A 16579-nucleotide genomic window follows, 5' to 3' on the forward strand; every position below is an offset into this window, starting at 1 on the left:
CGATCGATGTCCCCGTCATCCGTGGAGGATCCGTGCCCTTCTCCGACCTGCCACTCGACCAGCTCCGGCGGTACCGGCCGGCGGTCCCCGAGCCCGCCGACTTCGACAGGTTCTGGCGCGCCACGCTCGACCGGGCCGCCGCGACCCCGGTCCTCTGCGACGTCCGGCCCGAACCCACCGGCCTGCGCCTGGTGGACACCTGGGACGTGACGTACGCCGGCTTCGACGGCGAACCGGTGCGGGCCTGGTACACCCGCCCCGCGGGCGTCGACGGGCCGCTGCCCGCCGTGGTGGAGTACGCCGGCTACGGCCGCGGGCGGGGCCTGCCGGGGGAGCGGCTGAGCTGGCCGGTGGCCGGGTACGCCCACCTGCTGATGGACAACCGGGGCCAGGGCGGCTGGTACGCCCGCGGCGACACCCCCGACCCGCACGGCGGCCCGGGCGGTCCGACCATCGCCACCCGGGGCATCCTGAACCCGGACGACTACTACTACCGTCGCCTGATCACCGACGCGGTCCGCGCGGTCGACGCGGTCCGCGCGCTGCCGGGCGTCGACGCGACGCGCGTCGTCGCGGCCGGGAACAGCCAGGGCGGCGGGCTCGCCCTGGCGGTCGCCGGCCTGGTCGACGACCTCGCCGCGGTGCTGGTCACCGCGCCGTTCGCGTGTCACATCCTGCGGGCCGTCCAGCTCACCGACGCCTCCCCGTACGGCGAGATCGCCCGGTACCTGGCCGTCGACCGTGAGGTCGAGGCGGCGGTCCGGCACACGCTCGCCCACGTCGACGGCGTCGCCTTCGCCCGCCGGGCCACCGCCCCGGCGCACTTCGGCATCGGCCTGCGGGACGACGTCTGCCCGCCGAGCACCGGCTTCGCCGCGTACAACCAGTACGGCGCCGCCAGCGGCCGGCCGGTGCCGCCACTGCGGGAGATGCACACCTACCCGTACAACGGCCACGAGGGCGGGGAGGCGGTCCACGTGCGGCGGCAGCGGAGCTGGCTGGACGAGGTGCTCCGGCGTGCCGACGCGCCGGTGCGGACCTGACCGCCCGCCGTGCCCGGCGCGTCCGGCTGGTGCGGCCGGGCGCGTCGGGACGGCCGGTACGGTCCGTCGGCGGCCGATCAGCCGACCGAGCAGGGGGCGCCGTTCAGGCTGAAGGACGCCGGCTTGCCGGTGTTGCCGGAGTGGCTGGCCTGGAAGCCGATGTCGACGGAGGCGCTCGGGGCGATCGTGCCGTTGTAGGAGACGTTGCGCGCGGTCACCGCCCCGCTCGTCGGCGCGTACGAGGCGTTCCAGCCGCCGGTGATGGTCTGCCCGCCGGGCAGCGTGAACGCCAGCGCCCACCCGTTGACGGCCGCGCCGCCGGTGTTGGTGATCGTGACGCTGGCGGTGAGACCGTTGCTCCAGGCGTTGACCGTGTACGCCACCCGGCACCCGCCGGCCGGCGGCGGGGTGGTCGGCGGGGGAGTGGTGGGCGGCGGTGTGGTGGGCGGGGCAGTGGTCGGGGGCGTGCTGTCGCTGATGCTGCCCGGGACCGATCGCAGCGCGTTGTACCAGGCGGCGGCCATCTTGGCGTAGCCGCCGGCGTTGGGGTGCACGCCGTCGGCCAGGTCGCCGAGGGTCAGCGCGGCGTACATGTCCACCAGGTGCACGCGCCGCCCCGCGTCGGCCCGGCTCTTCACGATGCCGGGGATCGCCGCGTTGTACCCGCGGACCTGCGTGTCCGCGCCGGACTTGGGAATGATCGTGGCGACGAAGAGTTCGGTCGTGGGCGACGTCGACGTGATGCGGTCGACGAGCGTGGCCAGCCGGCCCGGGGCGCCGCTGGTGTCGCCGTACATGTCGTTGGTGCCGATGTGCAGCAGCACGGTGCGGGGGTTCGTCGCCCGCAGCCAGTTCACCACGTTGGCGTCGATCTGGGCGATGGTCCACCCGGAGTGCCCCTCGTGGTCGTGGTCACCCAGGTTGCTCGGGCCGTTGAACTGCGAGCCGACGAAGTCGATCCGGTAGTTGTCCGCCGCCAGCCGCCGCCACAGCTCCGTCCGGTAGCCGCCGGGCACGTTGAACCCGTCCGTGATGGAGTCGCCGAGCGGCATCACCCGGACGCCCCCGTTGGACTCGGCGCTCGCCGGGCCGGTGGCCATCGTCGCCGCGGCGGCCAGGGCCACCATCGCGGCGGCTGCCGCGCTCCACACTCGAAATCTTCGGATCATCGGGTCCTCCGCGGGGGATCGGTCGGTGCGTGCGTCACCGCGGTCGCCGTGGCACGCGCGGTGACGGGACGGGAGTGCGGGCGCGGAGCGACCGACCGGGACCCGGACACCGGTGTCGTGCCGCACGGGGAGCGTGCCCTCCGCTCCCGCCGGCCCACGCTACTGAGCTTCCGATAACGATGTCAATCGATGGTGCTAAATCGATTTCGACCTACCCGGACGGGCGCGGCGCGCCGTGGTGCGGCGCGGGCGTGGTAGGCAGGTCGAGGACCGCAACCGCGACGGAGGGCCCGCAGCATGCCGACGTTCATCACCATCGGGTACGGCGACCAGGACGGCTACGACCGCACCGACCCCGCGGTACGCGACGCCGCCCACGCGCACGACCAGCGGCTGCGGGCGGCCGGGGTCCGGATGGGTGTGGCCGGCCCGCCGGTGCAGGTGCGCAACCCCGACGGCGTGGGCGCCGAGGTGCGCGACGGGGCGTTCCTGACCTCGGCGCTGCCGATCGGCGGCTTCGCGGTGATCGAGGCGGCGTCGATGGCGGAGGCGATCGAGCTGGTGTCGGGCACTCCGTGCGCGGTGGCCCACGGCGTCGTCGAGGTGTGGCCGCTGCGCGACACGCCCTAACCGAGCCGGCGCAGCGCCGCGTCCACGGTGTCCTCCGGGGTGCTGTTGAACGCGATCGCCGCGCCCGGGGCGTGCCGGTGGACCAGGTTGACGACCTGCTCGAAGAGCTCCAGCAGCGGCTCGTGCTTGCGGAGGCCGCCCCCGACCACCACGCAGGCGTACGCCCGGCGGGTCAGCGCCGCCGCGATCTCTCGTGCGGCGTCCGGGTCCGGCGCGACCAGGCACAGGTCGGCCTCGATCCCGTGCTCGGCGAAGCGGGCGTGACCGCGTGCGATCGCGGCGACCACCGGCGCCGGGTCCCAGCCCGGGATTCGGGCCGGGTCGAGTCCGATCACCAGCACCGGGCCGTGTGTCATGGCGTCCTCCTCGGTGTGCCGCGCCGTCCGGTCCATCCCATCCCATCGGTGGCGCTCCGGTCAGCCCGCCACCCGGTTTCATTTTCCGTTGCCCCGGGCAATTGACCGGTCGACTCACACCCCTGAGGAAGGGCGGCCATCATGCACGTCGGCGGCATCATCTCCGGCATCATCATCGGTCTGATCATCGGCGCGCTGGGCCGCCTGGTCGTACCGGGCAAGCAGAACATCCCGATCTGGCTCACCCTGGTCATCGGCGTGGTCGCCGCGCTTCTCGGTACCGCCGTCGCGGGCGCGCTGGACGTGGCCGACACCAACGGCGTCGACTGGATCGAGCTGCTCATCCAGGTCGTCTTCGCCGCGATCGGCGTGGCGATCGTCGCCGGCACCTACGGCCGGCGACGGATCTGACCCGACCGCACCGCCGTCGCCCCGGCCGGTCGGGACGCCGCGAGCGTCCCGACCGGCCGGCGTGTCAGGAGCCGTCGGCGGCGAACGGGCCGCCCGCGCCGAACGCCAGCGCGGCGAACCGCTCGCCGATACGGCGGTCCGCGACCGGGTCGGGGTGCAGCTCGTCGGGCAGCGGCAGCTCGGCGTAGTCCGCCTCGCCGTAGAGCTCCAGCCCGTCCAGGTAGTGCAGGTTCGGGTCGTCGGCGGCCCGGCCGGCCACGATCCGGGCCAGCTCGGCGCGGATCACCCGCAACGTGAGCTTCCCGGCGGCCTGCTCGGCCGGGTCGCCGGTGGCGACGAACCGCAGCGTACCGGTGCTGAGGTCGGCCGCGCCCGGACCGGGCGTGTCCTCCTGGATCGGGCACAGGATCGACGAGACGACAAGCAGCGGGATGTCCGGGTGCCCGTCGCGCAGCGTGTCGAGGAAGCCGTGCACCGCCGGGGTGAACGCGCGCAACCGCATCGCGTCGCTGTTCACCAGGTTGATCCCGATCTTCACGCTGATCAGGTCCGCCGGGGTGTCCCGCATCGCCCGCGCGGTGAACGGGTCGAGCAGCGCGCTGCCGCTGAACCCGAGGTTGACCAGCTCCACGCCGGCGAGCCCGGCGGCGATCGCCGGCCAGGTGGCGGTGGGGCTCTCGGCGTCGGAGCCGTGGCTGATCGAGCTGCCGTGGTGCAGCCACACCCGCCGCCCCCGGTCGCCGACCGGCTCGACCGGCGCGTCGGTGCGCAGCGCCACCAGCTCGGTGATCTCCCGCTGCGGCAGCCAGATCTCCACCTCCTTGTCGCCGACGGGCAGGTCGGCGAAGCGGACCGCGGCGACCGGTCCGGGATCGGTGGTCACGGCGCCGGTGGTCAGGTCGATGGTGAGCACCTTGCCGCCGTCGGCGGTGGCCTGCCCGGCCAGCCGCCCGTCGACGAGCAGGTCGTAGCGGCCGTCCGGGCGCGGCGGGGCGCCCCGGTAGACCATCTTGGTGGGCAGCACGTCCAGCTCGACGACGGTGGCGCGGGTGCGGAACACCAGGCGCACGCCGGACGGCATCGTCTCCGCCATCGTCACCTGCGGGTCGGTGTTCTGGGCCCGGGCGCGGGCCGGCAGCCGGTGCGGCAGCACGCCGTGCGCGGTGCGTTCCAGGTCCAGCGCGCCGCGCAGCAGGTCGGCGGTGATCGGCGTGGTGATCGAGGGGGGCGGCAGGGTCATGATCCGATCTTGACCTACCGGTCCGCCGGACGACCACGTGTTTCGTCCGAGAGGCCGGACTCGGGCGCGCGTCAGTCGGCCAGCACCAGCTCGACGTAGCGCTCGGCCATGGTGGCGACGACCTGATCCGGGTCGGTCGCCCACACCTCGGCGTTGAAGATCTCCACCTCGGTGTCCCCGGTGTAGCCGGCCGCCGCCACGGCGCGGCGCAGCGGCGGGAAGTCGATGTGCCCGTCGCCCATCATCCCGCGCCCGAGCAGCACGTCGGCCGGCAGCGGGGTGAGGAAGTCGCACACCTGGAAGCTGGCGATCCGGGCCCCGGCGCGGGCGATCTGCCGCCACACGTCCGGGTCCCACCAGACGTGGAACGTGTCCACCACGACGCCGACCTGGTCGACCGGGAACGCCTCGGCCAGGTCGAGCGCCTGCCCGAGCGTGGACAGCACCGCCCGGTCGGCGCAGTACATCGGGTGCAGCGGCTCCAGCGCCAGGCGTACGCCGCGCTCGCCCGCGTACGGGGCCAGCTCGGTGAGCGCGTCGGCGACCCGCGCCCGCGCGCCGGCCAGGTCGCGGGAGCCGGGCGGCAGGCCGCCGACGACCAGCACCAGACAGTCGGTGCCGAGGCCGGCCGCCTCGTCGATGGCGCGCCGGTTGTCGGCCAGCGCCTCGGCCCGCGCGGCCCCGCCGGCGGCGGTGAGGAAACCGCCCCGGCACAGCGAGGACACGCGTAGCCCGGCGTCCGCGACGAGCGCCGCGGCGGCCGGTACGCCGATCTCGGCGACCGGCTCACGCCACAGCCCGATCGCCGGGATGCCGGCGCGGACGCAGCCGTCGACCGCCTCCCGGACCGACCAGCGTTCGGTGGTGCGCTGGTTGAGCGACAGCTTCGCCAGCCGCGGATCGGTGGTCATCCGGTCACCCCCGCCACGTCGAGGTACCCGCGCATCCGGTGTGCCGCCAGCTCCGGGTCGAGCAGCAGCCCGGCGGCGTCGGCCAGCCGGAACGTCTCCACCAGGTGCGGTACGCCGCGCCCGCCGTGCAGGCCGCCGACCATGGTGAAGCCGGGCTGCCGGCCGTTGAGCCAGGCGAGGAACGCGATGCCGGTCTTGTAGTACCGCGTGGGCGGCGCGAACACGTGCCGGGACAGCGGCACTGTCGGGTCCAGGACCGCCCGGAAGCCGGCCGGGTCCCCGGCGTCGAGCCGTTGCAGCGCGGCCGACGCGGCCGGGGCGATGGCCGCGAACGCGCCGAGCAGCGCGTGACTGGACCGCTCGCCGTCGCCGGCGATCAGCTCGGGGTAGTGGTAGTCGTCGCCGGTGTAGACCTTCACGGAGGGCGGCAGCAGCTCCCGCAGCCGCACCTCCCGGCCGGCGTCGAGCAGCGACACCTTCACGCCGTCGATCACGTCGGCGTGCGCGCGCACCAGCGCGACGAACGTCGTGGTGGCGTCGTCCAGGTCGGTCGAGCCCCAGTAGCCGGCGAGCGCCGGGTCGAACATGTCACCGAGCCAGTGCAGCACCACCGGTGCGCCGCTGGCGCCCAGCACCTGCCGGTAGACGCGCCGGTAGTCGTCGGGGCCGGTGGCGAGCGCGGCGAGCTGCCGGCTGGCCATCACCACCGCGACCGCGCCGCACTCCTGCACGAACGCGACCTGCTCGGCGTACGCGGTGACCACCTCGTCGAGCGTGTCGGGCACGCCGGTGAGCTGGTCGGTGGCCGCCCCGGCGACGATGCGCCCGCCGCAGGCGGCGGCCTCGGCGGCGCTGCGCCGGATCAGCTCGCGGGTGGCCGCCCAGTCCAGCCCCATGCCGCGCTGCGCGGTGTCCATCGCCTCGGCCACGCCGAGCCCCCACGACCACAGGTCACGCCGGACCGCGAGGGTGGCGTCCCAGTCCAGCCGGGCGGGCGCGTCGGGGGCGTTGTCGGCGTACGGGTCGGCGACCACGTGCGCCGCCGCGTACGCGATCCGGCTGGCCGGCGGCGCGGCCGGCCGCTGCCAGCCGGCCGGCTCCCGCAGCGTCCGCGTCTCGGTGCCGCCACCCGGGGTGGGCAGCGTGATCCGGACGGTCACCTGTCGATCTCCTCGATCTCGACCCGCCGCCCCTCCCGGGCGGAGCGCAGCCCGGCCTCGGCGAGCTGCACGCCGCGCGCCCCGGCCAGGAAGTCCCACGGGAACGGCTCGTCGTCCACGACGTGCCGCAGGAACGCCTCCCACTGCACCTTGAAGCCGTTGTCGTAGTCGGCGTTGTCCGGCACGGTCTGCCACTGGGCGCGGAACGGCTCGGTGACCGGCAGGTCCGGGTTCCACACCGGCATCGGGGTGGCGCCGCGGTGCTGGATGCGGCAGTCCCGCAGCCCGGCCACCGCGCTGCCGTGCGTGCCGTCGACCTGGAACTCGACCAGCTCGTCCCGGTACACCCGGACCGCCCACGAGGAGTTGATCTGCGCGATGACGCCGCCGGCCAGCTCGAAGATCCCGTACGCGGCGTCGTCGGCGGTCGCCGGGTAGGTGACGCCGTTCTCGTCGACCCGCTCCGGGATGTGCGTGGCGGTGACCGCGGTGACGGCGGTGACCCGGCCGAAGAGCTGCTCCAGCACGTAGTGCCAGTGCGGGAACATGTCGACGGTGATGCCGCCGCCGTCCTCGGCGCGGTAGTTCCAGCTCGGCCGCTGCGCGTCCTGCCAGTCGCCCTCGAACACCCAGTAGCCGAACTCGCCGCGCACCGACAGGATCCGGCCGAAGAACCCGCCGTCGACCAGCCGCTTGAGCTTGCGCAGGCCGGGCAGGAACAGCTTGTCCTGCACCACGCCGTTGCGGACGCCCCGGTCGGTGGCGAGCCGGGCCAGCTCCAGCGCCCCGTCCACCCCTTCGGCGAGCGGCTTCTCGGTGTAGACGTGCCGGCCGGCCTCGATCGCCGCCCGGATCGCCTTCTCCCGCTGGGCGGTCACCTGCGCGTCGAAGTAGATCTGGTGGCGGTCGTCGGCGAGCGCCGCGGCCAGGTCGGTGGTGTACGAGGTGAGCCCGTGCCGGGTGGCGATCTCGGCGAGTCGGGCCTCGTTGCGGCCCACCAGGGTCAACTCCGGCCAGATCCGGCTGCCGTCGCGGGCGGGCAGCCCACCCTGCTCCCGGATCGCGAGCAGGGACCGGACCAGATGTTGCCGGTACCCCATCCGCCCGGTCACGCCGTTGAGGATGATCCCGATAGACGTGCGCTCCACGTGTGTCCTTCCGGGTGGCGGTCCCGCTCCTGAATGCGTTTTCAGTAAGCGCTTTCAGGAGGTACGGTAGCCACGCCGAAACCGGCCGGTCAAGACGTTCCGCACGGGGGAGATCGATGCAGCCACGGGCGCACGTGACGCTGGAGGACGTGGCCCGGGCCGCCGACGTCTCGCTGGCCACGGCCTCCCGCGCGCTCAACGGCATGCGGGTCACCCCGCACCTGCGTGACCGCGTCCTGGCCGCCGCCGCGCAACTCGCGTACACCCCGAACGCGCACGCCCGGGCGCTGGCCGGGGCCTCCCACCGCACCGTCGGCGTCATCTGCCACGACGTCACCGACCCCTACTTCGCCGCCGTCGCCGGTGGCGTCATGCGGGTCGCCGGCGCCAACGATCTGCTGGTCATGCTGGCCAGCACGTTCCGCGACCCGGAACGCGAGATCGCGTACGTGTCGATGCTGCGCGCCGAACGCGCCCCCGCCATCCTGCTGATCGGCTCCGGCTTCGAGGACACCCGCTGGGAGCGGGCCATGGAGGCCGAGCTGAAGCCCTACCTCGACGGCGGCGGCCGGGTCGCCGTGGTCAGCCGGCACCGCAGCCTCAAGGTCGACAGCGTGCTGCCGGAGAACCGGGCCGGCGCCGCCGCCATGGCCCGCGCCCTGCTGGAGCTGGGTCACCGCCGCTTCGCGGTGCTCTCCGGCCCCCGGGCGCTCACCACCGTCATCGACCGGCTCGGCGGCTTCCGGGACGAGCTGGCCGCCGCCGGCGTCACCCTCCACCCGGCAGACGTGATCGAGGGGCCGTTCACCCGCGACGGCGGCTACCAGGCGATGACCGACCTGCTGACCCGAGGACTGGACGCCACCTGCGTGTTCGCGGTGACCGACGTGATGGCCATCGGCGCGTACGCGGCGCTGCGCGACCACGGGCTGTCGGTGCCCGGTGACGTGTCCGTCGCCGGGTTCGACGACATCCCGATCGTCCGCGACCTCACCCCGCCGCTGACCACCGTGGCGCTGCCGCTGCGCGAGATCGGCGAGAAGGTGATGGAGCTGGCGCTCACCGAGAACACCACCCGCCGCCGGCGGATCCTGCGCCTGAGCGGCGAGGTGGTCCTGCGCGCCAGCACCGCCAAGGTGGGCGCGTGAGCAGGCCCGCCGCGTTCACCGCGATCGCCCATGCGCCGTGTCAGTAGGTCAGGCGGCGCAGGTAGCGGTAGCCGACCTCGGCGGTCCGCTGCGGCGTCACGTCCGGGGTGTCGTTCTCCACGATGTACTCCAGCACCTGGTGCCGGCGGAAGATCCGGGCGAAGTCGATCATCCCGGTGCCCAGGTCGGCCATGTCGCCGGTGACCGGGTCGCGGTCCTTGACGTGGTACTGCAGCACCCGCTGCGGCGCGCAGCGGATGACGTCGAGCGCGAAGCCCTCCGGGTCGTCGACGCCCTCACCCGAGTTGATGCCACCGGTCACCGCCCAGTACAGGTCGATCTCCAGGTGCACCAGGCGCGGGTCCAACTCCTCGGTCAGCACGTCCCACGGGCGCCGGCCGTTGCCGAAGTCGATGGTGAACTCGTGCGCGTGGTTGTGGTAGCCGTACCGCAGGCCGGCGCGGCGCGCGGCGGCGGCCTCGACGTTCATCTGCTCCGCCCAGCGCTTCCAGTCGTCCTCGCGGTCGGAGTTCAGGTACGGCACCACCATGAACCGCTGGCCCAGCGTACGGGCGTTGGCGATCTTCTGCTCCAACGCGGCGGCGTCGGCGGCGATCCCGTCGTGGCTGGAGGTGGCCCGGATGCCGATGCCGTCGAGGAAGCGGCGCAGCTCCTTCGCGGTGCGGCCGAAGTAGCCGAGCGCCAGCTCCACCCGCGGGTAGCCGACGCGGGCCAGGTGGGCCAGCGTCGCGTCGTAGCCGGGTGCGCCGTTGAGCGCGTCGCGGACCGTCCAGAGCTGGAGGCTGATCAGCTCCTTCGGCACGTGCCGCCGGCCGTGCTGGTGTCCACCGCCGGCCTGGGCCGCGGTCGCGCCGAGCCCGCTGGCCAGCCCGACGCCGGCCAGCGCCGCCAGCGAGCCGCGTAGCAGGTTGCGCCGGTCGAGGGACTGCCGCAGCGCGCCCTCCCCGTCGAATCCGTAACACATGACGTTCTCCCTTTCGCCGGTCTTAGATGCGGCCGAGGCTACAAAAGGTATGTCTATATGTCCATAGCTTTCTGCTTTTCCGGCGCAACTTTTGCCCACGTTGGACGAAAGTGGTGCGCCGTGCCATGCTCCGCGCATGACCAGCTACGACGTCGCGCTCGTCCTGCTCGTCGACCCGACCGGCGCGATCCTCATGCAGCACCGCGACGGCAACGCACCCGTCTCGCCGTATCGGTGGAGCCTCCCCGGCGGCAGCATCGAGCCCGGCGAGACACCCGAGCAGGCCGCCCGCCGCGAGCTGCGGGAGGAGACCGGCCTGACCGCCGGCGACCTGCGCCTGCTGTGGAGCGGCCCCCGACCGTACGAGGAAGGTTTCCCGCACGCCGTCACCGTGTACGTCTTCCGCGGCACCACGGACGCCCGGCAGGAGGACGTGGTGCTCGGCGAGGGGCAGGCCATGGTGTTCGTGCCCCGTGACCAGGTGCTCGACCGGGAACTGGCGGTCGGCACCGCGAAGGTCCTGTCGCTGCACCTGGCCGACCCGGAGGTCGGCTAGCGTTCCGTCACGTCGGGTCCCGTTTCGGCCCGGCGTCGGACTGTGCCGGCCGGCCACTGTCGAGCTGAGAGCGGAAACGACTCAAGCAGCGGTGATCAGCGCACGACCAGCAGGTCCAACTCATCGACCACCGGCCCGGTGTCGGCCCGGGCGGCCTCCCGCAGGCGCGCGACGCCGGCCGCGTACTCGTCATCGGTGATCAACTGAAGCGGCGTGTGCGCCTCCCGGCGCAGCGTGACCGCCGCCTCCCGCAGCGACGGCGCGGTGACCTGCGGGACCGGCTCGACGGACGCGGTGGGAAAGCCGGCGCCGGCGAAGGCCGACCCGACCTCGGCGACGCCGGGGTACGTGTCGAGCACGCGCACGGCCTCCGGGAAGTAGCGGAACAACGTGATCGCCGCGTGCCGGCCGGCGAACGCCGACCGGATGAGCACCGGTCCGCCGGGCCGCACGACCCGGCGCAGCTCACGCGCCGCGGCGGCGAGGTCGGACACGTGGTGGACCACGGTGGAGAGCCACGCGCCGTCGACGCTGTCGTCGCCGAGCGGGATGGCCACTGCGTCGCCGGCCAGGACCGGCCGGAACGTGGCGCGGGCGCGCATGGCCGCGGACGGTTCTACGGCGACGACGTCGAGGCCGGGGAACCAGGTGGTGAACGCGCGGGCCCAGCTCCCGGTGCCGGCACCCAGGTCGAGCAGTCGCCTGCCCGGCTGTGGGGCGAGGTGGCGCGCGACGGCCTGTCGCCACGCGGTGAGGCTGTCGTCGGTGAGGTGACGGGTCGACGCGAACGCTGCCGCGTCGGTGTCGTCGTACGCGATGCGGGCCATGCCGTCGAGTCAACCATCCGGTCGGTATACACCGACCGCCGTAGCCCACCCGACGACCCTGGTCACTTCGTACGGCGCTCGCCGACGTCGCCCGCGCCGTTCATCGACCACAGTCGTCGGTCGGTGATCCGGTGACGGTCCGGACGTCATCGCAGGGGGCGGCAGCGCGAGCATGCGCCACGTAGGCTGGAACCGGCCATCTCCCTCCCATCGGAGCGTGCCTTGACCCTCAAGTACTACCTCTACCTGTCGCACCTCAAGCTCGGGCTCCTCGCGGCCCAGACCGCCCCCTCCGTGCAGCACGAGACCGAACTGGCCGTGGATCTGAAGGTGGTCCGCTACAGCCGCAAGGCGGTCCGGCCGGAGCGCCACGACCTCGACAAGCTGGAGAAGGTGATCCGGCACCTCCAGGACGCCGACCAGATCGGCACCGCGTTCGAACCCGGTCCCTACTTCCAGGCCTGCCTGCCGATGCGCTGGCAGGTGTTCCCCACCGCCGGCATCGTGGTCTTCGCGGGGACGCTCGACGACCAGGTCATCGTGTTGGGCGGCTCGGCGTCGCACGTGGTCGGCGGCGGCGACGCCGAACCGGTCGGATCGGTCCCGCCCTACCTGTTCCGCAAGCTTCAGGAACTGCGTCCGGAGCCGGGCGAGTTCGACGACGAACGCCTACACGAGGCCCTGGCACAGATCGGGGACGGGCTTCCGGGGCCGACGCAACCGGTCGAGTTCATCGCCAAGCGGCTGGCCGAGAAGTCGGGACCGAACGGCGCGTTGCTGGGCAGCCCGATCTACGTGGCGCTCGCTGACTAGGGCTTCGGGGTGGACGCGGGGGAGGTGATCCGGTGGCGGCCGGGGGAGACCGTCCTCGACACGTTCCGCATCGAGGAGGTGGTCGAGACCGGCGGCATGGGTTTCGTGTACCGCGCCCGTCACCTCGGGTGGAACGTCGACCTGGCCGTGAAGACGCCCCGACCCGACCTCGCCACCGCGTCCGGCATCCTCGACCTGCTCGCCCAGGAGGCGCAGGCCTGGACCGATCTCGATCCCCATCCGAACGTGGTCGGCTGCGCCTACGTGCGGCGCGTCGGCGCGTACCCGGTGATCTTCTCCGAATGGGTCGCGGGCGGTGACCTGACCGCGGCGGTGCAAGAGGAGCGCTGCCTCGACCTTCCCCGGGCGCTCGACGTCGCGATCCAGACGCTGCGCGGCATCGGGCACGCCCACGCGGCGGGCCTGGTGCATCAGGACATCAAACCCTCGAACATCATGTACGACGGCGAGACGGCCCGGGTGACCGACTTCGGCACGGCCAAGGCGAAGGCGCACGCCCCGCAGGATCCGCAGGAGTCCGCCGAGACCGCGTACGCGACGCTCGGCGGACTCACGCCGCAGTACTGCTCCCCCGAGCAGGTCGATCCGGACGGTCGGATCGGTCGGGCCAGCGACCTGTGGTCCTGGGCGCTGACGGTGATCGAGCTGATCCACGGACGTCGACTCTGGAAGTGGGGCCACGACGGCGCGGACGCGTTGGCGGGGCTGCGCGCCGATCTCCCGCCGGCACTGCGTGACCTGCTGGCGGGCTGCCTCGCGCGCGATCCCCGGTCGCGGATCAACGACGCCGCCGAGGCGGAGGCCGTCCTCACCGCCGTGTACGCGGACCGCACGGGCAGCCCCTATCCGCGCTCCCACCAGGTCCCGCCGTCGTTGAAGGCCGACGGCCTGTCCAACAAGGCGCTGTCGCTGTGGGACCTCGGCGAGCAGCGCCGGGCGATCGAGCTGTTCGAGCAGGCGAAGGCGATCGATCCGCACAATGTCCGCGCGGTCTACAACCACGGGCTCACCAGGTGGGCCGACGGGCTCGTCACCGACGCGACCCTGCTGTCGGAACTGCGCGCCACCGGAGACTCGTGGGAGGCCGACCACCTCGCCGCGATGGTCCACCTGGAACGCGGCGACGGTGTCCTCGCGGCACGGCACCTGGCGGAGGCGGACCGGAAGCATCCGGGCGCGCCCGAGATCATCGCCGCGCGCGAGCGCTGTGCCCGGCTGACGTCGAGGGGCACACTCGAGACGTTCGGGCAGTTCTCCGGCGAGGTCGTGGCGATGGCCTGCGACCACGACGCGACGCACGTGGTGGTGGCCGAGGCGTCGGGCCGGGTGCGGATCTGGGACGCCCTCGCCGGCCGGGTGGTCGGCGAACTCACCGGGTCCGGTCGCACACCCGTCGACGTCGCGATCGACCACGCCGGAGCGTGCGTCCTCGTCTGCTACCAGGACACCGTCATCGAGCGGTGGCGCCTCACCGACGGCGCCGCCGACCTCGAGGGCCGGCTGGACGGTGGAACAGCCGTGGCGCTCAGCCCGGAGGGCGGCTTCGCGGCCGTGGGCACGGCCGACGGTCGGCTCCTCGTCCACCGCACCGGCACGTGGGAGCAGGTCGCCGACCTTCGACCCCACGAGGGTCGGATCACCCGGGTGATCCTCGCCCGGGACGCCGAGGTGTGCGTCTCCGCCTCACTGGGCCGCCCCGACACCGATCGCCGGGTCGAGCAGTGGTGGCCCCTGCGGCGGACGAGGATGCGGGGCCTGCAGATGCCGTCGGACGGAATGGACGACGGCCGGAGGATCGCCCTGGCGACGGACGGGTCGATCGTCCTGCGGCTCGGCTTCCGGTCCATGATGACGGCGGACATGCGGGTCTGGGACGATCCGCGTCGGTGGGACGTTCCCTGGCTCGTCGGACACGACGTGCTCGGCGTCTCGGGTCGGGCCGGCTGGGCCCTGCTCGACCCCGGAACCGGCGACCTCCAGGTCCTGGAACTGGCCATCCGCCGCTGCGTCCGCACCTTTCCGAAGGACTGGACGCGTGGATCGCATCGGGACGCGACCGCGTTCAGCGGCGACTGCGGATACGCCGTCATCGCCGAACGCGACGGTCACCGCGGCCGGACCTCGCTGTCGCGCCTGCCGATGCCGCTGCCCGGACATCTCGCCCCCTGGGCGTACGCGCCGCCTCGCCCGGTCGGTGCCCTCGCCGCCGAGGAACGCGCGTTCGAGCAGGCCATGGCGCGCATCGAAGAAATGATCGTGGCCGGGGAGGGCCAGCGGGCGACCGACGCCGTCCGTGCGGCCAGGACCATTCCCGGCTTCGAGCGCCATCCCCGGCTCCGGCGGGCCGCCCGCGATGCGGGCCGCGGGCGGCGCCGCACCGGACTGGCCGGCATCTGGGTGGAGCAGGAACTGTCCGACGTGATGCTCGCCCACGGGGCGTTCGACGTCAGCGACTCCGGGCGACTGTTCGCCTTTCCCGCGAACGTCGACGAGGTCGAGATCGTCGACCTGGAGACGCTGGAGAAGGCGGGATCGGTGGTCGAGAAGCGGAACCCCGCCCGCAGCCTGCACTTCACCCGGACCGGGCGCGACCTGCTGATCGGCTACGCGGACGGGTCGGTCGCCTGCCACGACACCGCGACGTTCGAGCCGCGGTTCAAGGTCGCCGGCGCGCTGCCCCGCGACGAGGGGTCGACGACGCTCGACATCTGCGGCGACCTGCTGACGGTCGGGTTCGGGCACGGGCTGGCGACGGTGTGGTCGCTGGAACAGGCGGCCTGCGTCGCGAAGATCCGCACCGGCGCCGGGACGATCCAGGGCGTCACGGCGGACGAGACGTCCCGCTCGATCGCGGTGCACCTGCGGACGGGCGACGCGACAAGCGTCGAGGTCCGGTCGATCGACACCGGGAAGGTGGTGCGGACCTTCCCGGACGTCCACTCGCACACCGAGATCCGCTTCGCCTCCGGCGTGCTGCTGCTGGCCGAGATGACCCGCCTCTCCGCGTGGCGGCCGGGGCGCCGGCGACCGCTGTACCGCCTCGACGGGCTCAGGCACAGTTCGTCGGCGGACCTGGCCTTCGCCGACTCCCGTCGCCTCGCCGTTCTCGCCGGGATGGCGGGGTTCGTGGTGTGGCACGCCGCGACCGGAGAGGTGGTCTTCGACGGACGGGCCCTCGAAGAGCCCGATCTCCGCTACGGGACCGAGGAGGTGGCGGTGTCCTCCGACGGCCGGTTCGCCGTGGCGGGCGACGGCGGGGACGAGACCGTCGACGTCTGGGACCTCCGCGCCCGGCGCCGGATCCGATCGTTGCACGGGCACCCCGTCCGGGTGAACGCGATCCGTGCCGACGCCTCCTTCCGCACCATCGTCACCGGGGACCACCAGGGCAACGTCCGGGTCTGGGGCCTCGACTGGGACCACGGGAGTGATCGATGACGGCCAAACCCGACCTGCGGGCGAAGTTTGTGGCCAACCGGGAGCAGGTGCGGTCCTGGCTGGCGGCCTGGGAGATGCCGGAGATCATGTGGACCGACGAGTTCAACGAGATCCCGGCGCCCTGGGTCGTCTCGGAGCGGGACAGAAACGGTTGGCTCAAGGACCGCGCACCCGCCCTCGACGCGTACCACTGGATGTTCGTCGGCCGGCCGCTGACCCCGGGGGTTCGCAAGGTGCAGGCCCTGTGGCGCTTCGCGGCGGGACACCGGTTCGAGAAACTCGAGCTGACGATCACCAGCGTCTGCGATCCCGGATACCTGGCCGAGAAGCTGACCCTGGCGGTTCACCACGCCGGGTTGAGGGGGTGGCGGCAGGACGACGCGCAGCCGCTCTACCAGTGGCTCGTCGAGGGCGTGAACACCAGGCCCCTCAACGACGCCGTACGGGGCAACGAGCGGTTGGGCTTCGTCCTGCTGAGCTTCACCCGCTTCCCGACCGGCGACGGCGACGTGATCGTGTCGCTGACCGCGGCCGAGACGGATCGCGCGCTGGACGGCTCGCTGCTCGACGAGAACGGGGTCTCCATTCCGCCGGCACCGTGACCGCTCGGCAGATGAGCCGGTGAGCGTAACCCCGATCGATCGTTCGACGGCTCGATCAGGTCGGGCCGGGGGCGGCAGGCGACGCCGTGTTCGGCGGCCAGCCGGACGGTGCGGTCGAGGA

Annotated in this window: 16 protein-coding genes; 8 read left to right on the forward strand and 8 right to left on the reverse strand. The window is 73.2% G+C overall.

Features of this window, described 5'->3' with window-relative positions; translation table 11 throughout:
* The first annotated feature begins 32 nt into the window (after nt 1-32).
* Nucleotides 33-1043 (forward strand): acetylxylan esterase, encoded by a 1011-nt coding sequence (locus tag ACLQ2W_RS21250; protein ID WP_425787932.1) that lies wholly within the window; start codon nt 33-35, stop codon nt 1041-1043.
* 77 nt (nt 1044-1120) lie between these two features.
* On the opposite strand, the gene ACLQ2W_RS21255 is transcribed toward ACLQ2W_RS21250, so the two are convergent.
* Nucleotides 1121-2212 (reverse strand): cellulose binding domain-containing protein, encoded by a 1092-nt coding sequence (locus tag ACLQ2W_RS21255; RefSeq protein ID WP_425787934.1) that lies wholly within the window; start codon nt 2210-2212, stop codon nt 1121-1123.
* Nucleotides 2213-2509: 297 nt separating this feature from the next.
* Between ACLQ2W_RS21255 and ACLQ2W_RS21260 the strand changes: the two genes are divergently transcribed.
* Nucleotides 2510-2842 carry a YciI family protein gene (locus ACLQ2W_RS21260; RefSeq protein ID WP_425787936.1) on the forward strand — a complete coding sequence of 111 codons (333 nt, stop codon included), beginning with the start codon at nt 2510-2512 and terminating at the stop codon, nt 2840-2842.
* Here the strand turns inward: ACLQ2W_RS21260 and ACLQ2W_RS21265 are convergent.
* Entirely contained in the window at nt 2839-3198 is a 360-nt protein-coding gene (locus tag ACLQ2W_RS21265; protein ID WP_425787938.1) for a hypothetical protein, read from the reverse strand. The genes ACLQ2W_RS21260 and ACLQ2W_RS21265 overlap by 4 nt on opposite strands.
* Nucleotides 3199-3339: 141 nt before the next feature.
* On the opposite strand from ACLQ2W_RS21265, the gene ACLQ2W_RS21270 reads away from it, so the two are divergent.
* Nucleotides 3340-3609 carry a GlsB/YeaQ/YmgE family stress response membrane protein gene (locus ACLQ2W_RS21270; protein WP_107156754.1) on the forward strand — a complete coding sequence of 90 codons (270 nt, stop codon included), beginning with the start codon at nt 3340-3342 and terminating at the stop codon, nt 3607-3609.
* Nucleotides 3610-3673: 64 nt separating this feature from the next.
* Here the strand turns inward: ACLQ2W_RS21270 and ACLQ2W_RS21275 are convergent, their stop codons facing one another.
* The 4 genes from ACLQ2W_RS21275 to ACLQ2W_RS21290 all read right to left on the reverse strand — a co-directional run bounded on the left by ACLQ2W_RS21275 (nt 3674) and on the right by ACLQ2W_RS21290 (nt 8068).
* Entirely contained in the window at nt 3674-4849 is a 1176-nt protein-coding gene (locus tag ACLQ2W_RS21275; RefSeq protein WP_425787940.1) for an SGNH/GDSL hydrolase family protein, read from the reverse strand.
* Nucleotides 4850-4920: 71 nt separating this feature from the next.
* On the reverse strand, nt 4921-5760 hold the full coding sequence (locus ACLQ2W_RS21280) for a sugar phosphate isomerase/epimerase family protein (protein WP_425787942.1): 840 nt from the start codon (nt 5758-5760) through the stop codon (nt 4921-4923).
* Nucleotides 5757-6920: a dihydrodipicolinate synthase family protein gene (locus ACLQ2W_RS21285; RefSeq protein ID WP_425787944.1), complete on the reverse strand. Its 1164-nt coding sequence runs from the start codon at nt 6918-6920 to the stop codon at nt 5757-5759. Before ACLQ2W_RS21285 ends, ACLQ2W_RS21280 begins: the two co-directional genes overlap by 4 nt.
* Complete coding sequence (locus ACLQ2W_RS21290; RefSeq protein WP_425787946.1) at nt 6917-8068, reverse strand: Gfo/Idh/MocA family protein; 1152 nt, start codon at nt 8066-8068, stop codon at nt 6917-6919. Before ACLQ2W_RS21290 ends, ACLQ2W_RS21285 begins: the two co-directional genes overlap by 4 nt.
* Nucleotides 8069-8184: 116 nt before the next feature.
* Between ACLQ2W_RS21290 and ACLQ2W_RS21295 the strand changes: the two genes are divergently transcribed.
* Complete coding sequence (locus ACLQ2W_RS21295) at nt 8185-9216, forward strand: LacI family DNA-binding transcriptional regulator (protein ID WP_425787948.1); 1032 nt, start codon at nt 8185-8187, stop codon at nt 9214-9216.
* A gap of 40 nt (nt 9217-9256) precedes the next feature.
* Here ACLQ2W_RS21295 and ACLQ2W_RS21300 read toward each other — a convergent pair whose 3' ends face one another.
* Nucleotides 9257-10201, reverse strand: coding sequence for a sugar phosphate isomerase/epimerase family protein (locus ACLQ2W_RS21300; protein ID WP_425787950.1), 945 nt, complete (start codon nt 10199-10201; stop codon nt 9257-9259).
* Nucleotides 10202-10337: 136 nt separating this feature from the next.
* Between ACLQ2W_RS21300 and ACLQ2W_RS21305 the strand changes: the two genes are divergently transcribed.
* On the forward strand, nt 10338-10757 hold the full coding sequence (locus ACLQ2W_RS21305; protein WP_425787952.1) for an NUDIX hydrolase: 420 nt from the start codon (nt 10338-10340) through the stop codon (nt 10755-10757).
* A 95-nt stretch (nt 10758-10852) separates the two neighbouring features.
* Here the strand turns inward: ACLQ2W_RS21305 and ACLQ2W_RS21310 are convergent, their stop codons facing one another.
* On the reverse strand, nt 10853-11584 hold the full coding sequence (locus tag ACLQ2W_RS21310) for a class I SAM-dependent methyltransferase (protein ID WP_425787954.1): 732 nt from the start codon (nt 11582-11584) through the stop codon (nt 10853-10855).
* Between the two features lie 222 nt (nt 11585-11806).
* Here ACLQ2W_RS21310 and ACLQ2W_RS21315 point away from each other — a divergent pair, with 222 nt between their 5' ends.
* From ACLQ2W_RS21315 to ACLQ2W_RS21325, 3 genes are read left to right on the forward strand one after another with little or no spacing between them, the layout of a single operon-like run.
* Nucleotides 11807-12397 (forward strand): DUF7019 family protein, encoded by a 591-nt coding sequence (locus tag ACLQ2W_RS21315; protein WP_425787956.1) that lies wholly within the window; start codon nt 11807-11809, stop codon nt 12395-12397.
* A 9-nt stretch (nt 12398-12406) separates the two neighbouring features.
* A complete protein-coding gene (locus ACLQ2W_RS21320; RefSeq protein ID WP_425787958.1) occupies nt 12407-15856 on the forward strand; it encodes a WD40 repeat domain-containing serine/threonine protein kinase in 3450 nt (1149 codons plus the stop codon).
* Nucleotides 15853-16458, forward strand: a complete 606-nt coding sequence (locus ACLQ2W_RS21325) for a hypothetical protein (RefSeq protein ID WP_425787960.1) — start codon at nt 15853-15855, stop codon at nt 16456-16458. The genes ACLQ2W_RS21320 and ACLQ2W_RS21325 overlap by 4 nt, the downstream gene beginning before the upstream one ends.
* Nucleotides 16459-16579: the final 121 nt, after the last annotated feature.

The organism is Micromonospora sp. DT227 (assembly GCF_049841835.1).
Taxonomy (GTDB): domain Bacteria; phylum Actinomycetota; class Actinomycetes; order Mycobacteriales; family Micromonosporaceae; genus Micromonospora.

Bases quoted from the DNA above. Each gene is read 5' to 3' on its own strand.
- ACLQ2W_RS21255 (WP_425787934.1), bottom strand. From the start codon at position 2,212: ATGATCCGAAGATTTCGAGTGTGGAGCGCGGCAGCCGCCGCGATGGTG.
- ACLQ2W_RS21260 (WP_425787936.1), top strand. From the start codon at position 2,510: ATGCCGACGTTCATCACCATCGGGTACGGCGACCAGGACGGCTACGAC.
- ACLQ2W_RS21265 (WP_425787938.1), bottom strand. From the start codon at position 3,198: ATGACACACGGCCCGGTGCTGGTGATCGGACTCGACCCGGCCCGAATC.
- ACLQ2W_RS21270 (WP_107156754.1), top strand. From the start codon at position 3,340: ATGCACGTCGGCGGCATCATCTCCGGCATCATCATCGGTCTGATCATC.
- ACLQ2W_RS21275 (WP_425787940.1), bottom strand. From the start codon at position 4,849: ATGACCCTGCCGCCCCCCTCGATCACCACGCCGATCACCGCCGACCTG.
- ACLQ2W_RS21280 (WP_425787942.1), bottom strand. From the start codon at position 5,760: ATGACCACCGATCCGCGGCTGGCGAAGCTGTCGCTCAACCAGCGCACC.
- ACLQ2W_RS21295 (WP_425787948.1), top strand. From the start codon at position 8,185: ATGCAGCCACGGGCGCACGTGACGCTGGAGGACGTGGCCCGGGCCGCC.
- ACLQ2W_RS21300 (WP_425787950.1), bottom strand. From the start codon at position 10,201: ATGTGTTACGGATTCGACGGGGAGGGCGCGCTGCGGCAGTCCCTCGAC.
- ACLQ2W_RS21305 (WP_425787952.1), top strand. From the start codon at position 10,338: ATGACCAGCTACGACGTCGCGCTCGTCCTGCTCGTCGACCCGACCGGC.
- ACLQ2W_RS21310 (WP_425787954.1), bottom strand. From the start codon at position 11,584: ATGGCCCGCATCGCGTACGACGACACCGACGCGGCAGCGTTCGCGTCG.
- ACLQ2W_RS21325 (WP_425787960.1), top strand. From the start codon at position 15,853: ATGACGGCCAAACCCGACCTGCGGGCGAAGTTTGTGGCCAACCGGGAG.